Source organism: Sellimonas catena, from assembly GCF_027924685.1.
GTDB lineage: Bacteria > Bacillota > Clostridia > Lachnospirales > Lachnospiraceae > Sellimonas > Sellimonas catena.
This window is the reverse complement of record NZ_BSBO01000005.1, coordinates 37,371-58,930: the sequence shown is the minus strand read 5'-3', so window position 1 is coordinate 58,930 and position 21,560 is coordinate 37,371. Positions and strand designations below refer to the sequence as shown.

18 protein-coding genes and 1 tRNA gene are annotated in these 21,560 nt (G+C 45.1%); 16 read left to right on the top strand and 3 right to left on the bottom strand.

All coding sequences use genetic code 11. From position 1 onward, the window contains the following. Nucleotides 1–28: 28 nt before the first annotated feature. Nucleotides 29–1,438 (bottom strand): amidophosphoribosyltransferase, encoded by a 1,410-nt coding sequence (locus Selli1_RS03600; protein WP_087166597.1) that lies wholly within the window; start codon nt 1,436–1,438, stop codon nt 29–31. A gap of 1,133 nt (nt 1,439–2,571) precedes the next feature. On the opposite strand from Selli1_RS03600, the gene Selli1_RS03595 reads away from it, so the two are divergent. The 12 genes from Selli1_RS03595 (at nt 2,572) to pflA (ending at nt 15,686) form a co-directional block, all read left to right on the top strand. Further along, entirely contained in the window at nt 2,572–5,217 is a 2,646-nt protein-coding gene (locus Selli1_RS03595) for a hypothetical protein (RefSeq protein ID WP_405594913.1), read from the top strand. 131 nt (nt 5,218–5,348) lie between these two features. Beyond that, nucleotides 5,349–7,262, top strand: a complete 1,914-nt coding sequence (gene glgB / locus Selli1_RS03590) for a 1,4-alpha-glucan branching protein GlgB (RefSeq protein WP_087166600.1) — start codon at nt 5,349–5,351, stop codon at nt 7,260–7,262. A gap of 101 nt (nt 7,263–7,363) precedes the next feature. Then, the gene (gene mnmM, locus Selli1_RS03585; RefSeq protein ID WP_138372597.1) at nt 7,364–7,972 is read left to right on the top strand and encodes a tRNA 5-(aminomethyl)-2-thiouridylate-methyltransferase MnmM; all 609 of its coding nucleotides are present in this window, start codon (nt 7,364–7,366) and stop codon (nt 7,970–7,972) included. A gap of 52 nt (nt 7,973–8,024) precedes the next feature. Then, the gene (locus tag Selli1_RS03580) at nt 8,025–8,801 is read left to right on the top strand and encodes a ZIP family metal transporter (protein WP_087166602.1); all 777 of its coding nucleotides are present in this window, start codon (nt 8,025–8,027) and stop codon (nt 8,799–8,801) included. 39 nt (nt 8,802–8,840) lie between these two features. Then, nucleotides 8,841–9,491, top strand: a complete 651-nt coding sequence (gene trmB, locus Selli1_RS03575; RefSeq protein WP_087251857.1) for a tRNA (guanosine(46)-N7)-methyltransferase TrmB — start codon at nt 8,841–8,843, stop codon at nt 9,489–9,491. A gap of 218 nt (nt 9,492–9,709) precedes the next feature. Beyond that, nucleotides 9,710–10,054, top strand: a complete 345-nt coding sequence (locus Selli1_RS03570) for a thioredoxin family protein (RefSeq protein WP_087166605.1) — start codon at nt 9,710–9,712, stop codon at nt 10,052–10,054. Between the two features lie 129 nt (nt 10,055–10,183). Beyond that, nucleotides 10,184–10,256 (top strand) — tRNA-Lys (locus Selli1_RS03565). A gap of 114 nt (nt 10,257–10,370) precedes the next feature. Beyond that, nucleotides 10,371–10,943 carry a hypothetical protein gene (locus tag Selli1_RS03560; RefSeq protein WP_281872323.1) on the top strand — a complete coding sequence of 191 codons (573 nt, stop codon included), beginning with the start codon at nt 10,371–10,373 and terminating at the stop codon, nt 10,941–10,943. Nucleotides 10,944–10,963: 20 nt separating this feature from the next. Then, entirely contained in the window at nt 10,964–12,397 is a 1,434-nt protein-coding gene (locus tag Selli1_RS03555; RefSeq protein ID WP_281872321.1) for an LTA synthase family protein, read from the top strand. Between the two features lie 187 nt (nt 12,398–12,584). Next, a complete protein-coding gene (gene pflB, locus Selli1_RS03550; RefSeq protein ID WP_087166607.1) occupies nt 12,585–14,669 on the top strand; it encodes a formate C-acetyltransferase in 2,085 nt (694 codons plus the stop codon). A 26-nt stretch (nt 14,670–14,695) separates the two neighbouring features. Continuing rightward, nucleotides 14,696–14,938, top strand: a complete 243-nt coding sequence (grcA3, locus tag Selli1_RS03545; RefSeq protein ID WP_024734038.1) for an autonomous glycyl radical cofactor GrcA3 — start codon at nt 14,696–14,698, stop codon at nt 14,936–14,938. Beyond that, the gene (pflA, locus tag Selli1_RS03540; RefSeq protein ID WP_243128470.1) at nt 14,901–15,686 is read left to right on the top strand and encodes a pyruvate formate-lyase-activating protein; all 786 of its coding nucleotides are present in this window, start codon (nt 14,901–14,903) and stop codon (nt 15,684–15,686) included. Before grcA3 ends, pflA begins: the two co-directional genes overlap by 38 nt. A 51-nt stretch (nt 15,687–15,737) precedes the next feature. Here the strand turns inward: pflA and Selli1_RS03535 are convergent, their stop codons facing one another. Together Selli1_RS03535 and Selli1_RS03530 are read right to left on the bottom strand one after the other, a co-directional pair. Beyond that, complete coding sequence (locus Selli1_RS03535) at nt 15,738–16,175, bottom strand: immunoglobulin-like domain-containing protein (RefSeq protein WP_281872318.1); 438 nt, start codon at nt 16,173–16,175, stop codon at nt 15,738–15,740. Between the two features lie 8 nt (nt 16,176–16,183). Further along, nucleotides 16,184–17,641, bottom strand: a complete 1,458-nt coding sequence (locus Selli1_RS03530; RefSeq protein ID WP_281872316.1) for an XRE family transcriptional regulator — start codon at nt 17,639–17,641, stop codon at nt 16,184–16,186. Between the two features lie 290 nt (nt 17,642–17,931). Here Selli1_RS03530 and Selli1_RS03525 point away from each other — a divergent pair, with 290 nt between their 5' ends. From Selli1_RS03525 to Selli1_RS03510, 4 genes are all read left to right on the top strand, one after another. Next, nucleotides 17,932–18,420 carry a GNAT family N-acetyltransferase gene (locus Selli1_RS03525; protein ID WP_087166610.1) on the top strand — a complete coding sequence of 163 codons (489 nt, stop codon included), beginning with the start codon at nt 17,932–17,934 and terminating at the stop codon, nt 18,418–18,420. Between the two features lie 113 nt (nt 18,421–18,533). Next, the gene (locus Selli1_RS03520) at nt 18,534–19,160 is read left to right on the top strand and encodes a 4'-phosphopantetheinyl transferase family protein (protein WP_158099173.1); all 627 of its coding nucleotides are present in this window, start codon (nt 18,534–18,536) and stop codon (nt 19,158–19,160) included. A 24-nt stretch (nt 19,161–19,184) separates the two neighbouring features. Continuing rightward, nucleotides 19,185–20,015 carry a M15 family metallopeptidase gene (locus Selli1_RS03515; RefSeq protein ID WP_087166612.1) on the top strand — a complete coding sequence of 277 codons (831 nt, stop codon included), beginning with the start codon at nt 19,185–19,187 and terminating at the stop codon, nt 20,013–20,015. A 35-nt stretch (nt 20,016–20,050) separates the two neighbouring features. Beyond that, the gene (locus Selli1_RS03510; RefSeq protein WP_087251851.1) at nt 20,051–21,457 is read left to right on the top strand and encodes a deoxyguanosinetriphosphate triphosphohydrolase; all 1,407 of its coding nucleotides are present in this window, start codon (nt 20,051–20,053) and stop codon (nt 21,455–21,457) included. The last annotated feature ends 103 nt before the right edge of the window (nt 21,458–21,560 follow it).

Genomic DNA, 21,560 nt, shown 5'->3' with positions numbered 1-21,560 from the left:
CGGGAGCCGGACGGGGTTCATTTTTACTTTATTCTTCTCCGTTGAAGCAGTACGTACAGAGCTTGCAGGAGTCGATTCCGATGGATTCGATCAGGTCATCCAGACGGTGGTAACGAAGAGAGGTGAAATTCTGCTGACGGCAGATTTCATCCAGCATCTTCTGGTACCGGTCACTGTTCGGGTCTGCGTATTCAGCCAGGATTTCCGGGGAAGCATCTCCTTCCCAGTCGCGGATAATCCGGCGTGTAATCAGATCCAGTTCGGATTTGGATCTTGAGAAGTTCAGATACTTACATCCATATAACAACGGAGGACATGCAGGGCGTACATGCACTTCCTTGGCACCGCTCTGATAAAGGAATTCAGTAGTCTCACGCAGCTGTGTTCCACGGACAATGGAATCATCGATCAGAAGCAGCTTTCTGTCTTCGATTAAAGCCTGCACCGGAATCAATTTCATGCGGGCGATCAGATTTCTCTGACTCTGAGTGGTCGGCATGAAAGAACGCGGCCAGGTAGGTGTATATTTAATGAACGGGCGGGCATATGGGATACCGGATTCATTTGCGTAACCGATGGCATGTGCCACTCCGGAATCCGGGACGCCTGCAACGATGTCAGGAGTAACGGTTCCGGCATCTCTTTTTGCAAGAAGGCTTCCGCATTTGTAGCGCATCTCCTCTACATTGACTCCCTCATAGGAAGAAGTAGGGTATCCATAATAAACCCAGAGGAAGGAACAGATCTTCATTTTTTCAAAAGGCTGTCCGACTGTTTCCACGCTTTCAGGTGTTACATAGACGATCTCACCAGGTCCCAGTTCCTTATAATCGGTATATCCGAGATTGATATATGCGAAACTCTCAAAAGAAACACAGTATGCATCATCTTTCTTTCCGACGACAACCGGAGTGCGTCCGTAACGGTCACGTGCCGCATAGATACCTTCCGGAGTCATGACAAGCAGAGTCATGGAACCGTCCACGATCGACTGTACATAACGGATTCCTTCTACAATCGAATCCTTTTTGCAGATCAGGGAAGCAACCAGTTCTGTGGCATTAATCTGCCCGGTGCTCATCTCCTGAAAATGAGAATGTCCATCATTATAAATCATGTTCAAAAGTGAATCAAGATTATTGATCTTGCCGACTGTAGTGATAGCAAAGCTGCCAAGATGTGACTGGATCAGCAGAGGCTGCGGTTCGAAGTCGGAAATACAGCCAATACCCAGATTTCCCTTCAGCTCCTCCAGATCTTTGTCAAATTTGGTACGAAACGGGGAATTTTCAATATTATGGATTGCGCGGCTGAATCCATTCTCTCCGTGAGTTGCCATACCGCCTCTTCGTGTTCCGAGGTGAGAATGATAATCTACCCCGTAAAATAAATCAAGTACACATTCATTTTTTGAAGCTACGCCAAAAAATCCGCCCATAGTGTGTATTTCTCCTTTCCCATTCTAAAACAATCTTACATTGACAATACTAATTTAGTTTAGCACGGATGGACCGGTAAATGAAGAGGAAATTAAAAATAGATAAATGAATGAAAAATATAAATAAATCAGACAATAAGTACAATTGGAATCAAAGAATGAAATAAAATAAAAAAATGTAAAAGAAAAGTATTGACAAAATGGAGGCGGGATGCTATAGTGTAATCAATCCAAAAGAAAAGAAACCTGACGAGAAAGGGATTCTTGAAAACTGGAAGTTGTTTCACTTCCAGAATTGGAAATTTAGAAAAGGAGGGCTTTTACCATTGGACAATACGGAATTCAAAACTCAATATGTTAGTGGTGTTACAGATGAAGGTTTCCATGATGAAAGCCTTTATCAATAAATCAATCCAGTAAATAGTTGAGTATACAAAGTATATCGGAGTTGTTAGAAACTGGAATTTGTGATTGAAAGATCTGTAAGACATATTGAGGATGATACCACATCAGTCAATAGTTCAAAGAGTTAGAAGATGTGTAAAGAAACATCGCATAACCATCAGAAATTTTATTAACCATTTATTTTATATTTAATATGAGTTGATGAATGAAGACGTAGTATGCGGATATTAACAGGGGAGGAAGCCAAGGAGCAGAACCCATAAGAAGATTGAAATAAGAAAGAGAGTTTCTCTAAGTTATATGAATCTGATATATCGGCAGAAGATCCGAAAAGTCAACAAAATTAAATACATTATAAAAGGAAGTAAAAGATCTGAGATCAAAGATTACATTAGCGGAAAATTAATCAGAGACTTTGAGTTATATATCGAATATAAAATAAAAAAGGCTTTTGGGAACCGGTAGATCAAAAGAAAGATTCCTCCGGTAAGAGAATATAGAATATGAAAAAATTGAATAGTTAGAGTAGCCATTATAAGAAAAAACGTTATAATGGCTACTTTTTTTGCGTAATAGTTTTGTAATAATTAAGAAAAAAACACTCCCATTTTTTTGACATTGACAGGTTGGTATGATACACTAAGAAAATGAAAAGATATATCATTCTTGCGTATAGAAGGCTGGTAAGGAATCGCTGCAAAAGCAAGTAATTAATGAGGTGAATGACATTGGATAAATACGAGTATCGTGAAAAAACGGAACAAATGATGAAGTACGTCCAGACAAGATCCTACGACAAGGCAAAGGAGATCGCAGATACGATCGACTGGAAGCGAGTAAAAAATGCGTCAATGCTTTGTACTGTAAGTGAAATTTACGAATATACCGGGGAGTATCAGAAGAGCAGAGAGATCCTTTTTATTGCATATGACAGAAGTCCGGGGAGCAGGAAGATTGTATACCGCCTGGGGACTCTGGCGCTTCGGCTGGGGGAGACGGAGGAAGCGCTGGACTGCTATGACGAATTTGTGAGTATGGCTCCGAAGGATCCGAACCAGTACATATTAAAGTATAAGATTTTAAAGGTGCAGAACGCCCCGATTAAGGAACAGATTCATGTGCTGGAAGAATTTAAAAAAGCGGAATATATTGAAAAATGGGCATATGAGCTTGCAGAGCTTTACGATCAGGCGGGAATGACAACCGAGTGCCTCGAAGAGTGTGACGATCTGATTCTGTGGTTCAGTGACGGAGCTTTTGTACAAAAGGCGATGGAGCTGAAAATGAAATATAAACCTCTGACGCCGCAGCAACAAAAGAAATATCGAAAAGCGGGGAATGAGGAAGAATCCGGAAACCTGACTGCCGCTGTGGAAGAAGCACAGACAAGGAAGCCGGAAAAAGAAGAGCAGGTAAAGGTTGAGGAGATTCCGGCGGAAAATCAGAAAGAGGTTCAGGGAGAACCGGAAAAGACAGTAGATTTTGAGCAGGTGATTTCGATGCTTCAGGACCAGGGGAAAAGAGAAACACTGATTCTGAAAGCAGATTCTTCAAAAGCGCTGACAGGAGCCTTTCTGCTTGGAATGGCTGTCGGAGGAAATAAGACGATAACAGAAGTGAAGCAGATGTTCGAAAAAGGAGAGGGAGACGTGTACGAAACAGGCCAGATGAAAATAGAAGAGATCCTTCGTCAATGGGAAGAAAGACAAAGGAAAAATGCAGCCGTTATTGAAGAAAAACGGCGCGAAGCAGAGGCAAAAGCAGAGGAAGAAAAAGCAAAGCAGGAAACAGTTTCCAAGGATACAGCGACGATACTTTCAGAAGATATTCAAAGACTTCTCAGCGAGATGGAAGCGGAAGAAAAAGAAAGAGAAGAGGCTGTCGGCGGCACGACAGAGTCTCTTGCAAGACTTTCCGAGTCGATGAAAGATCAGACAGAAGAAGAGACAGAAACTGAAACAGAACCGGATGAATCTGTCGAAGAAGAAAGTCCTGAGGACGAGTACGCCGAAGAAGAGCACGACGAAGACGAGTACGCTGAGGAGGAGTATGACGAGGACGAGTACGCCGAAGAGGAGTATGATGAGGACGAGTATACCGAAGAGGAGTATGACGAGGACGAGTACGCCGAAGAGGAGTATGACGAGGACGAGTACGCCGAAGAAGAGTACGACGAGGACGAGTACGCCGAAGAAGAGTATGACGAGGACGAGTACGCCGAAGAAGAGTATGACGAGGACGAGTACGCTGAAGAGGAGTATGACGAGGACGAGTACGCCGAAGAGGAGTATGACGAGGACGAGTACGCTGAAGAGGAGTACGACGAGGACGAGTACGCTGAAGAGGAGTCCATGGAAGAGGAGTATGAGGACGAAGAATCCGATTTTGAAGAGGATGATTCTGACTATGAAGAAGAGGTAGAAGAGTCAGATCAGGAAGAAGAGGAAGAGGAAGCGGCGGAACAGGAGCCGGAAAAAGAAGAGGTTCTGGAAATCGAGGAACCGGATGAAGACGAAGACTCCAGATCTTCCGGCGGATCTTCCTTTGATACAGGATTTATTGTTCAGGGAAGATATGACTTGAGCGCAACAAGTGAAATCGGTCTGAAGCTTGGTTTGACAGAGGAGCAGAAAAAACTGTTCTCCTATTTTGTACCGATCCGTGGAATGAGTGAGCAGCTTGTCGATGTTCTCGAGCAGGACAGAAACTGCAGAAAGCGGTATGGAACTTCCAGAACAGGAAATATTCTTGTAATCGGACACAAAGGATCCGGTAAGACTGTACTTGCGGTTGATATTGTAAAAGCGATTCAGAAGCAGCGCAGGATGAAGCAGGGCAAGGTTGCGATTATCACCGGAGACGCACTGAATAAGAAGAACCTGATCAGTATTATCCAGAAGCTCAGCGGTGGTGCGCTGATTATTGAAAAAGCAAGTAAAATGAATGATAAAACCATTGATGAATTGACAGGATTAATGGAAGAGCAGACCGGAGAGATGCTGTTTATTCTGGAAGATGAGAGACGTCCGATGGAGAAAATGCTTTCTGAGTATCCGGACTTCCGCAGAAAATTTACTTCCCGTGTGGAACTTCCGATCTTTATCAATGATGAGCTTGTTACGTTCGGCCAGACATATGCAAAAGAAAACGGATACCGGATTGATGAAATGGGAATTCTTGCTCTTTACAGTCGTATCGATGTACTTCAGAAAGAAGACCACTTTGTGACAGTAGCTGAAGTGAAGGAGATCATGGATGACGCGATTGCCCATTCCCAGAAAGCGAATGTAAAACATCTGATGAAGAGGGTATTCGGAAAGAGCACAGATGAAACTGACAGAATTATTCTGAAAGAGGATGATTTCAAACATTAAAGATAATCGACAATAATTGTATAAAATGACGAAAAGAGTTTTGATAAAGTGAAAAACTTTGTTAAAACTCTTTCTTTTTATCCATCCCTAAAGTATAATAAACTTAGATTTTTTGTGAGAAGGTGGATAGTATGGCGAGAACAAAAAAGAAAAAACCATATGAGATAGGAGAACTGGATCAGTACTTATTTGGGCAAGGAACTCATTATGATTTATATAAAAAAATGGGATCCCATCTTGTTACGGATGGACGCAGAAAAGGTGCGTATTTTGCAGTCTGGGCGCCGAATGCGAAGGCAGTTTCGGTTGTAGGTGATTTTAACAACTGGGACAAGGATAAAAATCCGATGGTAAGAGAAGAGCCGCTTGGGATCTATACCTGCTTTATTCAGGGGATCGAAGAGGATATGATCTATAAGTACTGTATTGAGACGAAGACCGGAGACTTCCTCTACAAGGCTGATCCGTTCGCGAATTATGCGGAAGTAAGGCCTGGAACCGCTTCGAAAGTGCATGACATATCAAATCTGAAATGGAGCGACAGTGCGTGGATGGAAAAGAGGACTACCTGGAACATGGATGAGAGTCCGATGTCTATCTATGAAGCGCACATTGGTTCCTGGAAACAGCATCCGGGAGAAGAAGAGGAGCGCTTTTACAACTACCGTGAGTTTGCAGTGGAAGCTGTGAAATATATGAAAGAGATGGGATATACCCACATTGAATTGATGGGAATCGCAGAGCACCCGTATGACGGCTCCTGGGGATACCAGGTAACAGGATATTTTGCGCCGACTTCCAGATATGGAACCCCGGAAGATTTTGCGTATATGATCAACTACTTCCACAAAAATAAAATCGGGGTTATTCTGGACTGGGTACCGGCTCATTTTCCAAGAGACGCGCACGGACTTGCGGATTTTGACGGTACAGCGGTTTATGAATATGCGGATCCGAGAAAAGGTGAGCACCCTGACTGGGGTACGAAGATTTTTGACTACGGCAAGTCTGAGGTAAAAAATTTCCTGATCAGCAATGCGTTGTTCTGGATGGAACATTTCCATGTGGACGGGCTTCGTGTCGACGCAGTTGCATCGATGCTGTACCTGGATTATGGAAAGCAGGACGGTCAGTGGGTTGCCAACAAATATGGAGGTAATCAGAATCTGGAGGCGATCGAGTTTTTCAAGCATTTAAATTCGGTTGTTCTTGGACGAAATCCGGGAGCGGTCATGATTGCGGAAGAGTCTACCGCATGGCCTAAAGTGACAGGAAAACCGGAAGACGATGGACTGGGATTCAGCCTGAAATGGAACATGGGCTGGATGCACGATTTTCTGGAATATATGAAGCTGGATCCTTATTTCCGGAAAGAGCACCACAATCAGATGACATTTGCGATGACCTATGCTTACAGTGAGAAATATGTTCTTGTACTTTCACATGATGAGGTCGTCCATTTGAAGTGTTCGATGCTCAATAAGATGCCGGGACTCGGATTTGATAAATATGCGAATCTGAAAGTCGGATACGCATTTATGATGGGGCATCCGGGGAAGAAGCTTCTGTTTATGGGGCAGGATTTCGCGCAGCTTAGAGAGTGGAGTGAGGAAAGAGAGCTTGACTGGTATCTGCTGGAAGAGCCGGAGCATCAGTATCTGCAGGCGTTTACAAGAGATCTTCTGAAGCTTTACAAAAAGAACAAAGCCATGTATGAGCAGGACACTGTCGGATATGGTTTTGAGTGGGTAAATGCGAACGACGGATACAGAAGTATTTTCAGCTTTATCCGTCATTCCAGAAATAATAAAAAGAATCTGCTTTTTGTCTGCAACTTCACGCCGATGGAATGGGCGGACTACCGCGTAGGTGTGCCGCGCAGAAAGCAGTACAAGCTGATATTAAACAGTGATGAAAAACAGTATGGAGGAAAGGGCGAGGACCGGCCGCTTGTTTATAAGGCTGTGAAGCAGGAGTGCGATGGAAGACCGTATTCCTTTGCATATAAACTTCCACCATACGGTGTGGCAGTATTTGAGTTCTGATTACTGCAGTTGACAGGAAAAATGATCAGGCCCGTCTGGAAGGTGCATGAAGGCTTTGCAGGCGAGCCTGATTTTGTGTGGTTTAAAAATGGAGGGTCGATATGGAAAATTACCAGATTACACAGTGGTGCCACCGGTTTATCGAAGAACAGGTTAAGGATGGGGACTACTGTATTGATGCCACCTGTGGAAATGGACATGATACGTTGCTTTTATGCAGGCTGGCAGGCAGTGATGGACTGACAGCGGGATTTGACATCCAGGAACAGGCGGTAGAGAAGACAAAAGAACGGCTGAGGGAGGCCGGCGTGGAAGAAAAGGTCAGAATTTTCTGCTGCGGACATGAAAAGATGAGAGAACAGCTGGCAGAGGACCCGGACTGCCGAAAAATGCTGGAGAAGACGCAGGACGGTTATGGAAGTGTCTCCTGTGTTGTGTTTAACTTTGGCTATCTTCCGGGAGGGGCACATGATCTTGCCACAAAAGCGCAGACAAGTCTGGAGGCAGTTGAACAGAGTCTGGAGCTTCTGAAAAAGGGAGGAATTATCAGTCTTTGTATCTACAGCGGGAAAGACAGTGGATTTGAGGAGAAGGAAGCTTTGATGGAATATCTGAAAGGTCTTGACAGCAAAAAATATCTGGTTATAATGAGCTCATATTACAATCGTCCGAATCATCCACCGGTTCCGGGACTGATTATCCGGCTTTGATGTAGCAGAATGTGGATGATATCATATACTAACTGACAGGAGGGATGAAGATATGCAGCTTGCAGCAGGACTGTTGTTACCGTTTATAGGGACCACGCTTGGTTCGGCGTGTGTTTTTTTTATGAAAGGCCAGATGAAACCGCTTATTCAGAAGATACTTCTTGGATTTGCGTCCGGAGTGATGGTGGCGGCATCGGTATGGTCACTGTTGATTCCATCGATGGAAATGTCGGAAAACATGGGAAAATATGCGTTTATTCCGGCGGCAGCTGGATTTCTGCTTGGGATTTTCTTCCTACTTATGATGGATCAGGCGGTACCGCACCTTCACATGGGGGCGGAGAAGTCAGAGGGACCGAAATGTTCTTTAAAAAAAACAACCATGCTTGTCCTTGCCGTCACACTTCATAATATTCCGGAAGGAATGGCGGTCGGCGTGGTTTTCGCGGGGATGCTCTCGCGGAACACAGAAATTACAATGGCAGGTGCGTTTGCGCTGTCGATCGGCATTGCGATCCAGAACTTCCCGGAGGGAGCAATTATTTCCATGCCGTTAAAAAGTGAAGGAACGGGAAAGGGAAAGGCATTTTTGTACGGGATGCTTTCCGGGGCAGTGGAACCGGTGGCGGCCGGAATTACCATTCTGCTTGCGGGATTTATTACACCAGTGCTTCCGTATCTGCTGTCTTTTGCGGCCGGAGCAATGCTTTATGTTGTGGTGGAAGAATTGATCCCGGAGGCAAGCGAAGGGGAACACAGTAATATCGGAACGATCGGATTTGCAGCCGGCTTTGTGCTGATGATGATCCTGGACGTTGCGTTGGGATAATGAAAGTCCAGATGAGATCAGGAGAGAGGAGAGAATAGGATGAGACTTCGGAATATACCGGGGGCAAGAGACGTGATTGCCGGACATGAAGCGGTGATAAAGAATGAGAAGGAACAGAAAGGACACTGGGAAGAGGTCTTTGGAAATGACCATCCGGTACGTGTGGAGATCGGTATGGGGAAAGGCAGGTTCCTGATGACGATGGCGCTGGAACATCCGGAAATAAATTATATTGGAATCGAGCGATACTCCAGTGTGCTTCTGCGGGCGCTGGAGCGGATGGATGCCATGGAGGAACCGCCTTCTAACATCCGGTTTGTATGTATGGATGCGGCTGAAATAGAAGAAGTATTTGAACCGGGGGAAGTGGACCGGATCTATCTGAATTTTTCGGATCCGTGGCCAAAGGCACGTCATGCAAGGAGAAGACTGACGTCAGCCGCGTACTGGGAGAGATATGATCATATTCTGAAGCAGGACGGGGTTGTGGAGTTTAAAACGGACAATAAAGAACTGTTTGAATTTTCTCTTGAGCAGGTTCAGGAGGCCGGCTGGGAACTGAAGGCACATACTTTCGACCTGCACCATAACGAAGACCTGAACCGGGGGAATATTATGACGGAATATGAGGCAAAGTTTTCCGCCAAAGGAAATCCGATCTGCAAGCTGATTGCAGAAAGAAAAAGATAGGGGGAACGCGTAACAGAATCCTTCATCCGGCATATGATGATAGAAAAAGCAGGCAGGTGGAAAATGGGAAAAAGATGCGGAAGAAAGGTCTGCCATACGTGCAGAAGATTCTGCTACGATAATATCTGGCTGAATAAAAAGATCCGGATTCTTCAAAAATCCTGTGCAGAACTATACAGGGTATTTAATCCTGGCTGCAGGTCAGGGCGGTGTGACAAATGCAGGAGTTGACAGAGCAGAATTTCCGGAAGGAAGTACTGGAGGAGAAAAAGCCTGTACTGGTAGAGTTTTATGCAGTCTGGTGCGGGAAGTGTTCGATGATGGAAGACATATTCGGAATGGTTGCGGAAGAATTTGACGGGAAAATCAAGGCGGGGAGAGTGGAAACGGAGAGCAATCCGCTTCTTGCCGCAAGATACCGTATCCGGGCAATTCCGGCATTTCTTTTGTTTTCGGACGGGGAAGAAGTTCTGCGGATGACAGGGATGATGGAGCCTGAGGAGATGGCCGGAAGATTGAACGCTGCTGAAAATATGTTGAACAGCCGGAAGAGAAAGAGATAACCGTATCACCCGGGCGCCCTGAATTTCAGGCGTTTCACAAAAAATAAAAAAATTTTTAAATTTTGCTTGCATTTTCCTGAATAATGTAATATAATTTTTCTTGCGTTAAACAAATGGAAAATGCAAAATGTGCCATTAGCTCAGTTGGTAGAGCACCTGACTCTTAATCAGGGTGTCCAGGGTTCGAGCCCCTGATGGCGCACTTTAAATCACTGTTTTTGGAGAGGGAGATCTCTGGGGGCGGTGATTTTTTTTGTGCCAAAAGGGCGAAAGTTTGATTTGGAATAGATAGATTAGTGATGGAAAGGGAGCACGTATGAGGCAGGATGTACAAAAGATAATTCTTCAGATCAGAAGAAGGTGGAAAAAGAGAAAAACAAAAGTAATCAGCATTTTGCTTGCGATCATCTGGCTGGCTGTCATGGTTGTGCTTTTGACAAACTGGAGAATGTTTGGCAGGACGGCAAATGGAGATTCGATAAAAAGAATCGTGCAGTGGGTACTTCTCTGGCTGTTTGGTGTTGCGGGAGCAATTCTATGGCAGTTTTACTGCCTCTTTCTCAGAAAAAAGAGGAAAATCAAACGGCTCGGGGTTGGAAGCATCGTGGTACTGGCGATTGCAATGGGGACAGGAATGTTCTGGATCATGGAGTGGATTTATAATCCGCAGATGTTTACGATTCCGTACCAGTTTGTATCTCTCAGTATCTGTGTTTCAGCCGTTGTGTTCCTGATTTTTCTGCTGTTGTGCAATTCTCTTCGTCTTGCAGTGCTTTTGTGCAGTGCCATGTATTTTATTTGGACGATTGCCAGCTATTTTGTTTACGAATTCCGGGGCCTTCCGCTGCAGATTGTGGATTTCTGGATGTCGGGACGGCGACAACGGTAGCGGGTGATTATGAATATTCCATGACACTGCATATGCTGATTGTGGGTGTGATTATAGTCAGCATTGTTACTTCTTTATATACGGGGAACAAATACAAACTTGTAAAAGGAAAGAAGGCCAAAGTTCTGATCCGTGTGGCGGGTATACTCCTGCTTGTCGGAGGAATTCGCTATCTTGGATGGTCCGATCAGCCGGACAGCTGGAACGTGGTTCTGAATGGGAACCGGCCGGGAGACAGTTTTTATAATTATGGAATGCAGATGTGTGTGATCCGCGGTGCCAGAGATTCGATTGTAAAGGAACCGGAAGGATACTCGGTTGAAGAGCTGCAGCAGGTATCGGACGAGATTGAATCAGGAAATGCGGGAAGCAGCAAAAAGCCGAATATCATTGCTGTCATGGATGAAACATTTTCTGATCTGACCTGGATCAGAGATTTCCCGGTATCAGAAGAAATTATTCCATTTTATAACAGTCTGACAGAAAATACAATTAAAGGGAAGCTGCTGGTTCCGGTGCTGGGCGGAGGAACAGGAAAGACGGAGTTTGAATTCCTGACCGGAACGTCGATGCGGATGTTCAACTCGACGCCTTATGTAGTACTCGGGAAAAAACTGGATGCCTCAATGGTGGAGCCGCTCGAAAGTCAGGGATACAAAACAGCCGCGATACATCCGTTTATTCCGACAAATTATAATCGGGAAGTTGCGTATGAAGCGATGGGATTTGACCGGTTCCTGAGCTTTGATGATTTTCAGGGAGAAAGAATGGTACGGGATTTTATCTCGGACGAGGCATGTTTTGACCGGATTGAGGAAATGATAAAGGACGAGGAAGATCCACTGTTTACATTCTGCGTCACGATGCAGAATCATTCCCCGTATACAAAAGAATATGAAAATTCGATTGAACTGCTGGAGTATACCGATTCACAGGTGGAACAGTATATGTCACTGATTCATGAATCCGACCGGGCACTGCAGAAACTGATCGAAGATCTGGAAAAGTCCGATGAGCCGACGGTAGTTGTGTTTTTTGGAGATCATCTTCCGACATTGTCCGAAGATTTTTACGAGTATGTATTTGGAAAGACAGATGAGGAAATGACGTTTGAAGAAAACCAGAATTATTATCTGACCCCGTTTTTGATTTGGGCAAATTATGATATTGAGGAGCAGCAGGATGTTGTCACAAGCAGTAATTATCTCGGAGCTATGACACTGGAGACGGCTGGGGTAGAGCTTACAAAATATCAGCAGTATCTTCTTGACTTAAGAGAAAAGGTGCCGGCTTTCAGCGGAACAGCCTACTATGGACATGACGGCAGATTTCACGAGTACGGATCCGGAGGCCGGGAGGAGGAGAATCTGCCGCTTGATGACTGTATCAATTACAACAAGATTTTTGGAGAAGAGAGCCGGCTGGACGAGTTCTTTTTTCCTGAAAAACGATGAATAAGGCACAGGTTTTGTATTTTTTCCTATACAATCGCTAGGATTTGCCAAAAAGCAGGAATTGTTCCTGAAATAGTACATGAAACGCATTGACACAGATTTCACGAATCAGCTATAATAGCCCCATGAAACAGAAACAGTTGTTTCGAAACAGTATAGGGTTTATATTTGAAGGAGGATTATCAACATGAGAAAAGAATGGGAATCTTTTCGCGGAGGCATCTGGGAAAAAGAAATCAATGTAAGAGATTTCATCCAGAAAAACTACACACCGTATTTAGGTGATGACAGCTTTCTTGCAGGACCGACAGAGGATACAAAGGCACTGTGGGAGCAGGTTATGGATCTGTCCGCGCAGGAGCGCGAAAAAGGCGGAGTCCTTGATATGGACACGAAAATTATTTCTACCATTACGTCCCATGGACCGGGATATCTTGACAAAAGCAAGGAAAAGATCGTAGGCTTCCAGACAGACAAGCCGTTCAAGCGTTCCCTGCAGCCATATGGCGGTATCCGCATGGCAATCAAGGCATGCGAAGAAAATGGATACCATGTGGACCCGGCAATCGTTGAATTCTTCACTAAACATAGAAAGACACACAATGACGGAGTATTTGATGCTTATACACCGGAGATGAGAGCGTGCCGTTCCAGCCACATCATCACAGGACTTCCGGATGCATACGGACGCGGACGTATCATCGGCGACTACAGAAGAGTTGCTCTTTACGGTGTGGACAGACTGATCGAGGACAAGCAGCATCAGAAAGATACGACAAGAACAATCATGTACTCTGATGTTACAAGAGAAAGAGAAGAGCTCTCCGAACAGATTAAAGCATTAAAAGAGTTAAAAGAACTGGGACAGATCTACGGATTTGACATTTCCAGACCGGCTGAAAATGTACAGGAAGCGATTCAGTGGCTGTATTTCGGATACCTTGCTGCAATCAAGGAGCAGAACGGTGCGGCAATGTCCCTTGGACGTACTTCCACATTCCTCGATATCTATGCTGAGCGTGACCTTGCAAACGGCACATTCACAGAGGAGCAGATTCAGGAATTCATCGACCACTTCATTATGAAGCTGCGTCTTGTAAAATTTGCGAGAACACCGGAATACAATGCACTGTTCTCCGGAGACCCGACATGGGTAACAGAGTCGATCGGAGGTATGGGAATCGACGGACGTCCGATGGTTACAAAGATGTCCTACCGTTACCTTCATACATTGCAGAACCTTGGAACAGCACCGGAACCGAACCTGACCGTACTGTGGTCCACAAGACTTCCGGAAAACTTCAAGCGTTTCTGTGCGAAGACATCCATCGAGTCTTCTTCCATCCAGTATGAGAACGATGACCTGATGAGAGTGACACATGGTGATGACTACGCAATCGCATGCTGCGTATCCTCTATGCGCGTAGGTAAGGAAATGCAGTTCTTCGGAGCCCGCGCAAACCTTGCAAAATGTCTGCTTTACGCAATCAACGGTGGTGTGGACGAAATTTCCAAGAAACAGGTGGGACCGAAGTACCGTCCGATCACATCCGAATATCTGGATTACGATGAAGTAAAGAGCAAATTCAGTGACATGATGAAATGGCTTGCACAGGTATATGTCAATGCACTGAACATCATCCACTACATGCATGACAAATACTGCTACGAAAGAATTCAGATGGCTCTTCATGACAAGAAGGTAACACGCTGGTTCGCGACAGGTATTGCAGGACTTTCTGTTGTAGCTGACTCCCTGTCAGCGATTAAATACGCGAAAGTAAAAACAGTCCGTGACGAGAATGGTATTGTAGTAGATTACGAAATTGAAGGAGATTTCCCGAAATACGGAAATGATGATGACCGTGCAGATGAGATCGCATACGATATCGTGCATGAGTTTATGTCCTATGTAAAAGGAAATCACACATACCGTGGAGGTATCCCGACAACATCCATCCTTACGATCACATCCAACGTTGTATACGGAAAGAATACAGGATCTACACCGGATGGAAGAAAGGGCGGCGAGCCGTTCGCTCCGGGAGCAAACCCGATGCACCACAGAGACAGCCATGGTGCGGTAGCTTCCTTAAGCTCTGTAGCAAAACTGCCGTTTAAAGATGCTCAGGATGGTATTTCCAATACCTTCTCCATCATCCCGGGAGCACTCGGAAAAGATGACGCCATTCTTTTTGACGACATTGCTTTCGAGCTGGAGCCGGACTGCGCATGCTGCGAGCCAAATGCAACATTAGACGACGAAGAATAATAATATAAAATAAGGAGGACAATCATATGAAAATCAGTGAAGCTCAGATTGACAATCTTGTAGGTTTATTAGATGGATACGCTGAAAAAGGCGGACATCATCTGAATGTAAATGTATTCACAAAAGATACACTTCTGGATGCACAGGCTCATCCGGAAAAATATCCGCAGCTTACTGTACGTGTGTCCGGATACGCAGTAAACTTCAATAAGCTGACAAAAGAGCAGCAGGATGAGGTTATCTCCAGAACATTCCATGACGAAATGTAATCAGGGCTATATTCATTCGACAGAGAGTTTCGGGACCGTGGACGGTCCCGGAATTCGTTTTGTCATCTTTTTCCAGGGGTGTCCGATGCGATGCAAGTACTGTCATAATCCGGACACCTGGCAGCCGAACCAGGGAAATCTCATGACAGTGGAGGAACTTCTGGAAACATATCGTCATAATGAGAAGTTCTACAGAAAGGGCGGGATTACCGCGACGGGCGGTGAGCCGCTTTTACAGCTTGAGTTTCTGACAGAGCTTTTCAGGCAGGCGAAAGAGACCGGGATCCATACATGCCTGGATACATCCGGTATTGTATACAGAGAATCAAGAAAAGAAGAGTTTGAGAAGCTGTTTGCGGTTACGGATCTGGTTCTGCTGGATATTAAACACAGCCTTCCGGAAGGCCACAGGGAACTGACAGGACAGGATCAGGCTCCGGTGCTGGAGTTTGCCAGAGCACTGGAGACGGCGGGGGTACCGATGATTATACGCCACGTTGTAGTTCCTGGTATTACCGACGGGAAAGAAGAGCTGGAGACACTGGGACATCTGATCTCCGGTTTCCGAAATCTGAAAGGGCTGGAAGTGCTTCCATATCATACGATGGGGACGAAAAAGTACGAACAGCTCGGAATGAAATATCCGCTGGAAGGCGTGGAAGCCATGGATAAGACAAAAGCCCATGAAGCGAGAGAATTCCTGCTGAAAATCATAATGGAAGACAGAAAGAAAAGGACTGCAAAATAAGCCCTTTATATCAGAAAACGCCAGCTCCGGCAAGACCGGAACTGGCATTTTTTAATTAGGACCTATTTGAAATTCTGCATAGACATATTCGGTTGAAGAAGAAGCATTTTCCGTATCGATAGAATATGGTTTTTTAATTCTGTAGGATCCGCTTTCTGAGACATCATCTAGCGTACAGATAAATCTTTTTTCTTCACCTGCCGCGATAGTGTAGGCAATATCCTCATATACGATCGAAACCGGAACTTCCGTCCATTTATCATTAAGAAAGGTTTCGATCTCATAGGCTTCTCCGGTTGCGATGTCCTGTTCACTATTATTTATCATATTCACTTCTATTTGTGAACTTGAAGAAGGAATTACGTTTTCGTCCGAACAAAGTTCTAATAATACTGCCGGATTCGTTTCGCCATTATCGATGTGGGCTTTATTCGACGCACACCCATTGCATCCCAGCAAAATTACAGCCAATAAAATGAAAATCTTCATATATCCTCCTATATAAGCTCCTCGTTCTGTTCTGTCTCTGCTATCAGCGAAGAAATGATCTCTACCGCTTCCTCTTCTGTGTAGAAAAGGTCTTTATCCAGATGTTCACAGAAATCGCAGAATCCGTGGAGCAGTCCCGGTTCTGTGATGTCCAGGCAGATCAGCCGTTCCGGATTGGAAGACGGGAACATCAGGTAACCGTTCCGGTGGTTGACATACATGAACAGTTCGTTATCAAGGTCGCCGATGCTGCATTTAAGCATCCGGATTCCTCCGGTCGGACAGATCTGGAGGAATTGTCTGATCAGAGTAATACGGTCGGCAGGCTCAAACGGACGGTATACTTCCGGCGGATATTCCGGGATACGCCCTGTATCCAGAAAACGCCGAAGCCCTTCTTCTGAGAAAATGAACAGCATCCGGTGGAATGTAAAGCGTTCTCTGAGATCATGTACATAATCCTTCAGCATGGAAATCAGATAATCGCGGTTTGGAAGCTCCGGATAAATATATTTCTCAAAAAAGCAATCCGGAATGCAGTAGGTCAGACACGGAAGCATCTGAAAACAGTAGTTCTGATCACTATCTGCCCTGAGATTGTGAAAATAAGTAAGCTGGGTCGGCAGATCATTCATGGTAACACCAAAAGAAGATGTGTGCTCCAGATACTGGTCATAAATCTGATGAAAGAACCGCAGGCTCTCCTCTGTCTGAAACAGAATTCCGGAACGCATATCTCTGGAAAGAAGGAATGCGTGTCTGGATGTAAGCACAAGATAAGGGAAGAGAAGAAGCTCATTTGATGAATGAACCAGTTCCCCGTAGTAATAATAAACATTGTATTTACATGCACAGCAGTAGACCGGGAGAATCTTCTTCAGGCAGGTCAGATTATAGTTTTTCTTGTTAATTGTCAGCTGATCGCTGGAATTAAAACAGATAATATGGCTGATTGACAGGTTTTTGTTTTCATATCCCAGAGTCGGAAGAAGATTCATCAGAAAATCCGAGTCCGGCTGGATCAGAAGACGGATCTGGGGATCGTTTGTCCGGGATTCCAGAAAAAGAATATAAAACAGCTGATGGTTAATTTCATTCTGCCCGGTTATGGTAGATACACCCGGAGTATCCGGGAAACAGGATAAAGGCGCAGGGGTCGGGGTGGAATAAATTTCAGAGTATTTTTTAAAATTTTCAAATAATTCAAGAATGCTTTTCCTGCGGTAGTAGTTTTCCAGCCCGTCAACGGAAATTTTGTAGGATTCGATAAAATCATTCCGTTCGGAAGGGGTGAGCCGCAGATACTCGGCCATCAGAAGAACGGTGTCCATGTTTGCCACATGCCGTGTCCCCTTGATAATTTTATACATAAAGGAGCGCTCAATTCCGCAGAACTGCGCCATTTCATTTGATTTTATGGCTTTTGCAGCGATATGCTTCCCTAATAAATCCGAAAATATTGACATAGATTTTTCTCCTGATTTTAAAATAATGTTCTGTTATGGAACGTGTGTTAGAATTATTATAAAGAAAAGAGGATAAAAAAACCAGATGTAAATGGAAAAAAGATTGTCCAATTTTTTGTCCACTTGGAAAATCTATAGAAAGAACAGAATAAACATGCTACAATAAATTTGTCTAAAGGGAGAGAGGGAGTTAGTGATTAATAATAGTGTATACCGCAGAAATGTGGTATGATGAAAACGAATCTGGCAACAAGATTCGTTTTTTGTTGTCTGTAAATATGGAGGTAGCGATGGAAATAATTATCAGAAATGCAAAAAGAGAGGAAGCGGAAATTCTCGCTCAGATAGAAAGGGAATGTTTCCCGGAGGCGGAAGCGGCGACGGAGAAAGATATTGCGGAACGGATGGACGCGTTCCTGGACTGCTTTTTCGTGGCAGAGGCAGACGGAAAGGTAGTTGGATTTATTAATGGAGCTGTGGCAAAAGAGCCGCATCTGCCGGATGAAATGTACCATGACACCGGTCTTCATGATCCGGATGGAGACTATCAGACGGTGTTTGGCCTTGATGTGCTGCCGGAGTACCGGAGACAGGGAATTGCAGGCCGTCTTCTTGAGAGGATGATTGAACATGCGCGAGAGTGCGGCAGAAAAGGTGTCGTGCTGACATGTAAAGATCATCTGGTACATTATTATGCGGGATTTGGATTTGAAGATCACGGAGTGGCAGATTCCAGCCACGGCGGAGCCAAATGGAATGATATGCAGCTGAAATTCTGATGATGGATCAGAAGCAGAAGCGATGGAAATTTCCGGACATTTAAAGAATCCGGGAAGTGTGCTATAATCAAGGTGCCTGATAAATGCAGGATTTTTGATGAAAGGGAATGGATATGGTTTACACATGGGCGGCTGACACCGCTTTGCTGATGGATGAAAAACAGTATGAGGCTTATTACCGGCAGATTCCGAAATGGAGACAGGAAAAGGCGGACCGGATCCGGATGAGGGAAGACCGGGCGCTAAGTGTCGGTGTCTGGGCATTGTATCAGAAAGCACTTCGGGAAAGCGGGCTTTCAGAAAAAATGGTCTTTAATCTGTCTCATTCCGGACATTACGTGTTGTGTTCGATTGCGGATACGGAAACGGCGAGGACCGGATGCGATCTGGAAAAGACAGGGATTCCAAGACTGAAAGTGGCCAGGAGGTTTTTCTGCCGCTCTGAATGGGATTATATTCAGAAAAAGGCGTCTGAAGATGAGAGGAAGGAAGCGTTTTATCGTTACTGGGTTTTGAAAGAAAGCTTTATGAAGGCGACGAGACTTGGAATGAAGCTTCCTCTGGATGCATTTGCAATCCGCCTGAGTGAAGGGGAAGATCCGGTGTTGACAAAAAAGCCGGATACGATAGAAGGACGGTTTTATTTCCGGGAATATCCGGAACCGGAGAGAGGATTTTTTGCTGCTGTGTGTTCGGAAGATCCGGACATGGCAGAAAATCTGAGGTGGATGACACTGTGACAGAAAGACAGAAAGGACTGCAGAATGAAAGATCAGACAAAAGAGAAGATAAGAAAACTGGAACTTCTGATACGTTACCGGATCAGGAAGATGCACCATCCGGGAAAAGTATTTTTTGTTTCCTGCGCAACGGTTCTTGTGGCCGGATTTTTGGGCGGGGTGGCGCTCGGACGCTATGTAGAAAGCCGGCAGGCTGCGGAGACAGTACAGAAAAAAGATAACCAATATGAATCCCTTGAGAAGGAATATAATTCTGTAAAGGAGCAGGCCGAGGCTCAGAATGAAGAGACAAGGCCGTGGTACCTGATGCTTGTAAATCAGTCTCATCCGATGGAAGACGGATACGTTCCTGAACTTGCCAATATTGATGATTCCCACCAGGTTGACGCAAGAGTACTGGAGCCTTTGCAGAACATGTTGAAGGCCGCCAGTGATGAAGGGTACAGCCTTTATGTCTGCTCGGCGTACCGCTCTGTAGACAGGCAGAAAGAGCTGTTTAACGAATCAATGATTGATTATGTGAATCAGGGAATGACCTACTACGAGGCAGCTATTGAGACGGCGAAGTCGATTGCGTGGCCGGGAGAGAGTGAACATGCGACAGGTCTTGCAATGGATATTGTATCTTCGGATTATGCAGGACTGGACGAAAAGCAGGGAGAGACCGATGACCAGAAGTGGCTGATGGAGCACTGCTACGAATACGGGTTTATCCTGAGATATCCGAAAGACAAGTCGGAAGACACCGGGATCATTTATGAGCCGTGGCATTACCGCTATGTCGGAGTGGAGGCGGCACTGGCGATCCGGGATCAGGGCGTGACGCTGGAAGAATATCTGAATGAAGAATATTAAAAGATGACAGTTCTCTTGGACAGGAGGAATGCCGGATGGAATGGAGCAGACTGTTGTCCCCGAAGCGGCAGCGGACAGGGAGAAAACATAAGGAGAAAAACAGAACAGATTTAAGAAGCAGTTTTGAGAAGGATTATCACAGAATTATCGGGAGCGCCTCATTTCGGCGGCTCCAGGATAAAACACAGGTATTCCCGCTTGACCGGAGTGACTTTGTGAGAACAAGACTGACCCATTCTCTGGAAGTCTCATCTTTTGGGAAATCACTTGGACAGAATATCGGGGAGTATATCCTCGCTTACGGGAAAGATCCGGAATTTACTCCTCAGATGAAAGAGGACATCTGTAATATACTTTTATGTGCCGGACTGATCCACGATATCGGGAATCCGCCGTTCGGCCATTTTGGGGAAACGACAATCCGGGAATGGTTTGAGGAGCATCTCTCAGGGATTACATACGGCGGGAAGCCTCTGACGCAAGTTCTGACTCCAAGAATGCTGGCTGATTTTTACTACTTCGAAGGAAATGCCCAGGCGTTCCGTCTCGTGACGAAGCTCCATTATCTTGTGGATGAAACCGGAATGAATCTGACCTTTGCGCTGTTAAACACGATTGTCAAGTATCCGGTTGATTCTCTGCATGTGGATCCGTACAGTGAGAAAATCCAGCAGAAAAAGCTGGGATATTATCTGGCGGATGAAGAACTGTTTTTTAAGATCAGCAGTGAGACAGGAACCGGAAACAACCGGCACCCTCTGACTTTTATTCTGGAGGCAGCCGATGATATTGCGTACAAAACAGCGGATATCGAAGACGCTTATGTGAAAGGTTTTCTGCCGTTTTCAGCTCTTTCCAGAGAACTGGAAAAGATAGATACCGGCGAGACATTTCAGGCTTATGGACACCTGATGGATCTTTACCGCGGTGCTGTCGAAAGGCAGGAAGAAGAGCCGGAAGCCTATGCGGTCAAAAACTGGATTGTGCGGGTGCAGTCGTTCCTGATCGCCTGCGCGACAGAAGGATTCACAGAGAATTACGAGGCGATCATGTGCGGAGAGTATCAGAAGGATCTGTTTGCAGGGACAAAGGCGGAAGAGCTGATGGATGTACTCGGGCATGTTGCAGAAAAATATGTGTTTATGACCGATGAAATCTATAAAATGGAAGTGGCTGAATCGAGAATTCTTTCCTTCCTGATGGAAAAATTTGTGATGGCAGCTGTCCGGTACAGTGATCCAAAGCAGAAGATGGATTCGATTGACAGGCGGATGCTTGCTTTCATTTCGGATAATTATAAGAAAGCATATCAGCATCAGTCTCAGGGAAAAGGAGATATTGAGAAGCTGTATCTTCGGATTCTGCTTGTAACGGACTACATCTGCGGAATGACGGACAGCTACGCAAAAAGGCTGTATCAGGAGTTGACAGCGAAGATATAAAAAGAAAACACGACATAAACTGACAGGGAGGGATTGCATACGGTCTCTCCTTTTTTGAGTTCGTTTCTGGTTTCCGGTTCTTTTTCTGAAAGGACGGGCATAG

Excerpts from the sequence above, each read along its gene's own strand:
- Selli1_RS03600 (WP_087166597.1), bottom strand. The coding sequence starts at position 1,438 with ATGGGCGGATTTTTTGGCGTAGCTTCAAAAAATGAATGTGTACTTGAT.
- glgB (WP_087166600.1), top strand. The coding sequence starts at position 5,349 with ATGGCGAGAACAAAAAAGAAAAAACCATATGAGATAGGAGAACTGGAT.
- mnmM (WP_138372597.1), top strand. The coding sequence starts at position 7,364 with ATGGAAAATTACCAGATTACACAGTGGTGCCACCGGTTTATCGAAGAA.
- Selli1_RS03580 (WP_087166602.1), top strand. The coding sequence starts at position 8,025 with ATGCAGCTTGCAGCAGGACTGTTGTTACCGTTTATAGGGACCACGCTT.
- trmB (WP_087251857.1), top strand. The coding sequence starts at position 8,841 with ATGAGACTTCGGAATATACCGGGGGCAAGAGACGTGATTGCCGGACAT.
- Selli1_RS03570 (WP_087166605.1), top strand. The coding sequence starts at position 9,710 with ATGCAGGAGTTGACAGAGCAGAATTTCCGGAAGGAAGTACTGGAGGAG.
- Selli1_RS03560 (WP_281872323.1), top strand. The coding sequence starts at position 10,371 with ATGAGGCAGGATGTACAAAAGATAATTCTTCAGATCAGAAGAAGGTGG.
- Selli1_RS03555 (WP_281872321.1), top strand. The coding sequence starts at position 10,964 with ATGACACTGCATATGCTGATTGTGGGTGTGATTATAGTCAGCATTGTT.
- pflB (WP_087166607.1), top strand. The coding sequence starts at position 12,585 with ATGAGAAAAGAATGGGAATCTTTTCGCGGAGGCATCTGGGAAAAAGAA.
- grcA3 (WP_024734038.1), top strand. The coding sequence starts at position 14,696 with ATGAAAATCAGTGAAGCTCAGATTGACAATCTTGTAGGTTTATTAGAT.
- pflA (WP_243128470.1), top strand. The coding sequence starts at position 14,901 with ATGAGGTTATCTCCAGAACATTCCATGACGAAATGTAATCAGGGCTAT.
- Selli1_RS03535 (WP_281872318.1), bottom strand. The coding sequence starts at position 16,175 with ATGAAGATTTTCATTTTATTGGCTGTAATTTTGCTGGGATGCAATGGG.
- Selli1_RS03530 (WP_281872316.1), bottom strand. The coding sequence starts at position 17,641 with ATGTCAATATTTTCGGATTTATTAGGGAAGCATATCGCTGCAAAAGCC.
- Selli1_RS03525 (WP_087166610.1), top strand. The coding sequence starts at position 17,932 with ATGGAAATAATTATCAGAAATGCAAAAAGAGAGGAAGCGGAAATTCTC.
- Selli1_RS03520 (WP_158099173.1), top strand. The coding sequence starts at position 18,534 with ATGGTTTACACATGGGCGGCTGACACCGCTTTGCTGATGGATGAAAAA.
- Selli1_RS03515 (WP_087166612.1), top strand. The coding sequence starts at position 19,185 with ATGAAAGATCAGACAAAAGAGAAGATAAGAAAACTGGAACTTCTGATA.
- Selli1_RS03510 (WP_087251851.1), top strand. The coding sequence starts at position 20,051 with ATGGAATGGAGCAGACTGTTGTCCCCGAAGCGGCAGCGGACAGGGAGA.